This is a genomic window from uncultured Azohydromonas sp. (assembly GCF_937926365.1).
Taxonomy (GTDB): Bacteria; Pseudomonadota; Gammaproteobacteria; order Burkholderiales; family Burkholderiaceae_C; genus Azohydromonas.
Window position 1 is genome coordinate 35863 of record NZ_CALAOH010000148.1, and the last position, 6441, is coordinate 42303.

At 73.6% G+C, this 6441-nt stretch carries 4 protein-coding genes; all 4 read left to right on the forward strand.

Features of this window, described 5'->3' with window-relative positions; translation table 11 throughout:
* Window positions 1-137: 137 nt before the first annotated feature.
* On the forward strand, window positions 138-1985 hold the full coding sequence (locus Q0741_RS16035; RefSeq protein WP_298234203.1) for a tetratricopeptide repeat protein: 1848 nt from the start codon (window positions 138-140) through the stop codon (window positions 1983-1985).
* Window positions 1982-4219: a type I secretion system permease/ATPase gene (locus Q0741_RS16040; RefSeq protein ID WP_298234204.1), complete on the forward strand. Its 2238-nt coding sequence runs from the start codon at window positions 1982-1984 to the stop codon at window positions 4217-4219. Before Q0741_RS16035 ends, Q0741_RS16040 begins: the two co-directional genes overlap by 4 nt.
* A gap of 44 nt (window positions 4220-4263) precedes the next feature.
* Window positions 4264-5478 (forward strand): HlyD family efflux transporter periplasmic adaptor subunit, encoded by a 1215-nt coding sequence (locus Q0741_RS16045; RefSeq protein WP_298234205.1) that lies wholly within the window; start codon window positions 4264-4266, stop codon window positions 5476-5478.
* Window position 5479: 1 nt separating this feature from the next.
* The coding region (locus Q0741_RS16050) for a TolC family protein (protein ID WP_298234206.1) at window positions 5480-6441 on the forward strand (962 nt) is incomplete at its 3' end.

Consider the following 6441-nt stretch of genomic DNA (forward strand, 5'->3'; position numbering starts at 1 on the left):
CGATCGGCCCTCCCGTAACCGTCCCCAACGTCGCACGAGATAGCCCCCCTTCCCCCGCTTGATGCACCGATCAGGCACCGGACTCGGTCCCCACAATCCTGGCCGAAGTCTTTCGTCTTCCGCCTGCCGGCCCCGCCATGCCCTCTCAGACCGTTTCGCCCCCTGCCGCCCGCGAGGCCGCGCTCGAACAGCTGCTGGCCCAGGCCCGCTCGGGCCGGATGCCGCTGCCCGAGCTGTTCGACAGCGCCGGCCGGCTGACGCAGCAAGGACTGTCGGAAGCCTCCGCACGGCTCTACGAGGATTGGCTCGCGCACACCGCCTCGCCGCTGCGCCACCTGGCCTGTTTCAACTGGGGCGTGGTGCTGGGCACGCTTGGCCGCGCGGCCGACGCGAAGCAGGCCTACCGGCGCGCGCTGGAAACGGCGCCGGACTTCGCGCAGGCCCGGCTCAACCTGGGCCACCAGCTCGAACAGCTCGGCCGCCACGACGAGGCCTTGGCCCAGTGGCGCTCCATCGCCCTGCAGCCCGCGGCCGATGACGCCGCGCTGCAGCTGCGCCTGCACGCCCTCAACAACAGCGCGCGGTTGTGCGAGCAACTGCGCCGCTTCGACGAGGCCGAGGCCTGGCTGCGCCTGAGCCTGGAGCTCGACCCCGCGCAGCCCGGCCCGATCCAGCATTACGTGCACCTGCGCCAGAAGCAGTGCGCCTGGCCGGTGTACCAGCCCGTGGGCGCGCTCACGCACTACCACCTGCTGGCCGGCACCTCGGCGCTGGCCATGCTCAGCGCCACCGACGACCCGGCGCTGCACATGCTCGCCGCGCAGCGCTTCGTGCTGGAGCGGGGGTACAAGTCGCCGCCGACGCCGCTGCACGCCAAGCAGCCGCCGCGCACCGGCAAGCTCCGCATCGGCTACCTCTCGGGCGACCTGCACATGCACGCCGTGGGGCTGCTCACCGCCGAGCTGTACGAGACGCACGACCGCGAGCGCTTCGAGGTGCATGCCTTCTGCTGGAGCCGCGAGGACGGCTCGCCGCTGCGCGCACGCTTGAGGGCGGGCTTCGACAAGGTCTGGCCCATCGGGTCCCTCTCCGACGAGGCCGCCGCGCAGCTCATCGCGCAGCAAGGCATCGACGTGCTGGTGGACTTGCAAGGCCTGACCAGCGGCGCGCGCCCGGCCATCCTGACGCAACGCCCGGCGCCGGTGCAGGTGAGCTACCTGGGCTTCCCCGGCACCTGCGGCATCCCTGGCGTGGACTGGGTGATCGCCGACCGCTACGTCATGCCTCCGGAGCTGCTGCCCTACAGCAGCGAGCGTCCGATCTACCTGCCCGGCTGCTACCAGGTCAGCGACCGCCAGCGCGAGATCGGCGCCAAGCCCACGCGCGCGCAGTACGGCCTGCCCGAGGATGCTTTCGTCTTCTGCGCCTTCAACAACAACTTCAAGTTCACCGAAGAGGTGTTCAGGCTGTGGATGCGCGTGCTGCACGCGGTGCCGGGCAGCGTGCTGTGGCTGCTGGCCGACAACGAGTGGGCACAGGAGAACATGCGGCGCGCCGCCGATGCCCAGGGCGTGGCGCGCGAGCGGCTGGTCTTCGCCCCGCGCGTGGCGCCGCCGGACTATCTGGCGCGGCTGCCGCTGGCGGACCTGTTCCTCGACACCTTCCCCTACAACGGCGGCACCACCGCCAGCGACGTGCTGTGGATGGGGCTGCCGCTGCTGACCTGCTCGGGCCGCAGCTACATCTCGCGCATGGCCGGCAGCCTGCTCACGCACCTGGGCTTGCCCGAGCTGGCGACGGGCTCGCTGGCCGAGTACGAGCGCATGGCCGTGCTGCTGGGCAATACGCCCGCGCGCGTGGCCTCGTACCGGCGCTACCTCACCGAGCAGGGCCGGCAGTCGGCGCTGTTCGACACGCCGCGCTTCGTGCGCGGGCTGGAAGCCGAGTTCGAGCGCCTGGCGCTCGAGCACCGCAAGAGCCGATGAGCACCGCCCCGGACCCCGATGCCGCCGCGGCGGCCGACCCGCTGCTGGCCGCGCTGCTGTGGCTCACGCGCCACCACGGGCGCGAGCACAGCGCCGCGTCGCTGCTGGCCGGCGAAGCCCTTGAGGGCCGGCTCGGCACCGTGCAGGCCCTGCGCGCCCTGCAGGCCTCGGGCTTCAAGGCCGGCGTGGTGCAGCGCCCGCTGGCCCAGCTCAACGCACTGGTGTTCCCGGCCGTGCTGCTGCTGCACGAGCGCGGGGCCTGCGTCGTGCTGCGCCGCCTGGATGAAGGCGCGCGCTACGAGGTGCTGGACCCCTGCACCGGCCAGGCCGCGGTGCAGGAAGCGAGCGCGCTGGACGCGCGCCACAGCGGCTTCGCGCTGCTGGCCACGCCGCAACCCGTGAACCCGGCGGCCCCGGCCGCACAGGACAGGCCGCACTGGCTCTGGGGCGTGCTGCGCCGCTTCGCGCCGCACTACCGCTCGGCGATGCTGGCGGCGCTGCTGAGCAACGTGCTCACGCTGGCCATGGGGCTGGTGACCGCGGTGACCTTCGACAAGGTCATCCCGCACCAGGCCTTCGTCACGCTGTGGGCGCTCACGGGCGTGGCGCTGGTGGCGCTGGCCTTCGACTCCGTGGCGCGGCAGTTGCGCGCGCACCTCATCGACGCGGCCGGCAAGAAGGTGGACCTGCTGGTGGGCACCGCGCTGTTCCGCCACACGCTGGATCTGCGCATGGAGCACCGCCCCGCCTCATCGGGCGCCTGCGCCCATCAGCTGGCGCAGATCGAGCTGGTGCGCGACTTCACCACCTCCGCCACCATGTCCGCCGTCACGGACCTGCCCTTCGTGCTGGTGTTCATCGTGGCCATCTTCGCCGTGGCCGGGCCGCTGGGCTGGGTCATGGTGGTGGCGGTCCCGCTGATCCTGGGCGCCACGGCGCTGATGCAGGGGGCGCTGCGCCGCGCCATGCGCTCCAACCTCAAGCACCAGGCCGAGCAGCAGGCCGCGCTGGTGGAGGCGCTGGAGGGGCTGGAGGACGTCAAGGCCGTGGGCGCGCAGGGCCGCTTCGCGCAGCGTTTCGAGCAGGCCACCGCCGCCGCCGCCGAAACGGCGCTGCGCTCGCGCCGCGTCGCAAGCTGGAGCAGCAACCTCACCGCGGGCTCGCAGCAGGCGATCACGCTGGCCATGCTGGTGTGGGGCGTGTACCTCATCGCCGACAAGCAGATCAGCGCCGGCAGCCTCATCGGCGCGGTGATGTTCGCCGGCCGCGCCATCGCGCCGCTGTCCAGCGTGGTGAGCCTGGCCACGCGCTACCAGGGCGCGCGCGCGGCGCTGCGGGCACTGGAGCAGCTCATGTCGCTGCCCACCGAACAGCCCCCCGGCGCGGCGGTGCTGCCGCCCATGGCGCTGAGCGGGCGCATCGCGCTGCGCGACGTGCAGTTCGCCTACCCGCCCACCGGCGCCGCACCGGCGCCGCAGGTGCTCAGGGGCGTGAACCTGCGCGTGGAGCCGGGCGAGCGCGTGGTGATGCTCGGGCGCATAGGCAGCGGCAAGTCCACCATCCTGCGCGTGCTGGCGGGCCTGTACGAGCCCACGCAGGGCCGCGTGGAGGTGGACGGGCTGGACCTGCGCCAACTCAACCGCGCCGATTTCCGCGCCCAGGTGGGCTTCGTGTCGCAGGAGCCGCGGCTGTTCACCGGCACGCTGCGCGAGAACGTGGCGATGGGCCGCCCCGGCGTGGATGCCGCGGCCCTGGCCGAGGTGGCCCGCCTCACCGGGCTGGACCGCGTGGTGGACGCGCATCCCCAGGGCTGGGAGATGGAAGTGGGCGAGATGGGCGCGCTGCTCTCGGGCGGCCAGCGCCAGCTCGTGGCCCTGGCGCGCTGCCTGGTCACGCGCCCGCGCATCCTGCTCATGGACGAGCCCACCAGCTCCATGGACGCGCAAAGCGAGTTCCTGTTCCTGCGCCAGCTCGCCGCCGCCGTGGGCGACCGCACGCTGGTGATGGTCACGCACCGCCCGGCCGTGCTGGAGCTGGCGCAGCGTGTGCTCGTGATCGACAACGGCCAGGTGGTGCGCGACGGCCCGAAGGCCGCCGTGATGGCGTCGCTGGCGCCGCAGCCACAGCCGCAGCCCTCCCAACAGCCACAGCAACCCCAGCCGCTGCGGCAGGTGGCCGCGGGGCAGCCCGCCTCGGCCGCCACGGTGCCGCTGCAGGCGGCGGCACAGGCTTGAGCGCCGCGCCGCACCGTGACTTTCCTTCTTGAGACGTACCCCTCATGGCCGGCAAGAACGCTTTGAGCTCCGTCGAGGCGCAATACCTCTCGGAGCTGCGCGCGGCGCAGCATCTGGACGACCCGCCGCGCGGCCGCTGGGCCTTGTGGCTGATGGCGGCGCTGCTGGCGACCCTGGTGGCCTGGGCGTCGCTGGCGCGCGTGGACCGCATGGCGCGCGTGGACGCACGCGTCATTCCCGATGGCCGCGAGCAGTCCATCGCGAGCCTGGAAGGCGGCCTGCTGGCCGAGCTGCTGGTGCGCGAGGGCCAGCCGGTGCGCGCGGGGCAACCCCTGGCGCGGCTGGACCCCACGCGCTTCCAGGCCCAGCAGAACGAGGGCTTGGCCAAGCAACTGGCGCTGCAGGCCACCATCGCCCGGCTAGAAGCCGAGGCCTCGGGCGGCACGCCGCAGTTCCCGGCCGAGGTGGCGCGCAACGCCGCGCTGGTGCGCTCGGAGACCGAGGCGTTCCAGGCCCGGCACCGCGCGCTGGACGGCGCGCTGGCCGCCATACGCCGCAGCGCCGCGCTGTTCAGACGCGAGCTGCAGGTGGCGCAGGACATGTCGGCCCAGGGCCTGCTGTCGGAAGTGGAGGTCATGCGGCTGCAGCGCCAGCTCAACGACCAGGAGATGCAGGGCGAGGAGCGCATCAACCGCTTCCGCCAGGACGCACGCACCGATCTGCTGCGCGTGCGCGCCGACCTGGCACAGCTGCTGGAGCAGCAGGAAGGCCGCGCCGACGTGCTGCGCCGCACGGTGCTGACCTCGCCGGTGGACGGCGTGGTCAAGAACATCCGCACCGTCACGTTGGGCGGCGTGGTCGCGCCGGGCGCGGCGGTGATGGACATCGTGCCCACCGGCACGCGGCTGCTGGTGGAGGCGCGCGTGAAGCCCTCGGAAATCGGCTTCCTGCAGGTGGGCCAGAGCGCGCAGCTCACGCTCAACACCTACGAGCCCTCCATCTACGGCCGGCTCATGGGCCGCGTGGAGCACATCAGCCCCGATGCCCTGGGCGACCCCGACCGCCTCGCCGGCGACAACACCTACTATCGCGTGCTGGTGCGCACGGACGAGGCGGCGCTGCGCACCCCGCGCGGCGAATTGCTGCCCGTGATCCCGGGCATGACCGGCGCCGTGGACATCCGCACCGGCGATCGCTCGGTGCTGAGCTTCCTGATGCGGCCGCTGCTGCGCACCACCGAAGCGTTCCGGGAGCGCTGAAATGAGGCTGGCGAACCCTGGACGCGCCGTGGCGCGCGCGCCGCGCCCTGCCCTGGCCGCGCTGCTGGCCGCCGCGCTGGCGCTGCCCGCCGTGCCGGCGCACGCCGCGGCCGGCATCTGCAGCGACGCGCAGGCCGTCCCCGTGGCGGCCACCGTGGACCCCCAGGCCGCCGCCGAAGCGCGCCGCGCGCTGCAGGCGCTGCTGGAACAGTCCCTGGCGCGCAGCCAGTCCGTGGGCGCGGCCCGCTTGCTGGCCGAGGCGGCGCAGGGCGACCTGCAGGAGGCGCAGGCCGCGCCGCTGCCGCGCGTGACGCTGGGTGCCACCGCCAGCGGCCTGTCGCAGCATTACTCCACGTTGCGCCAGGAGGGGCTGCAGGGCCAGCTCAACGTCAACGTGAGCGCCCCGCTGTTCGACGCCGGGCGCAGCGCGGCGCTGGTCAACTGGCGCGAGCGGCTGCTGGAAGCCGCGCGCCTGGGCGAGATCGAGGCGCGCGAGCAGGTGGCGCTGCAGACCGTGTCGCTGGCGCTGGAGCAGCAGCGCTACCGGCGCCAGGCCGAGGTCTACGCCCGCTACGCCTCGCGCATGGGCTGCCTGGTGGAAGCGCTGGAGCGCATCGTGGCGGCCGACCGCGGCCGCGCCAGCGAACTGCTGCAGGTGCGCAACACGCTGCGCCAGGCAGAGCTGGCGCTGGCGCAGTCGCAGTCGCAGCAGCGCCAGGTGGAATCGCGGCTGCGCCGCTTCGTGGGCGATTCGATGCCGCCGCCGGCGCCGCTGGAGGCGCTGCTGCCCGGCCCGCCGGCGCTGGAGCCGCTGCTGTCCGGGGCCGCCGCCGCCAGCCCCATCGCCCAGCTCAGCGCGCAGGCGCAGGCCCAGGCCCACCTGGCGCGCGCCACGCGCGCGAGCGCCCTGCCGCAACTGAACTGGAGCGTGAGCGGCTCGCGCCAGGCCGGCGCGGCGACGCC

Coding starts and splice junctions, on each gene's coding strand:
- Q0741_RS16035 (WP_298234203.1), top strand. CDS start 138: ATGCCCTCTCAGACCGTTTCGCCCCCTGCCGCCCGCGAGGCCGCGCTC.
- Q0741_RS16040 (WP_298234204.1), top strand. CDS start 1,982: ATGAGCACCGCCCCGGACCCCGATGCCGCCGCGGCGGCCGACCCGCTG.
- Q0741_RS16045 (WP_298234205.1), top strand. CDS start 4,264: ATGGCCGGCAAGAACGCTTTGAGCTCCGTCGAGGCGCAATACCTCTCG.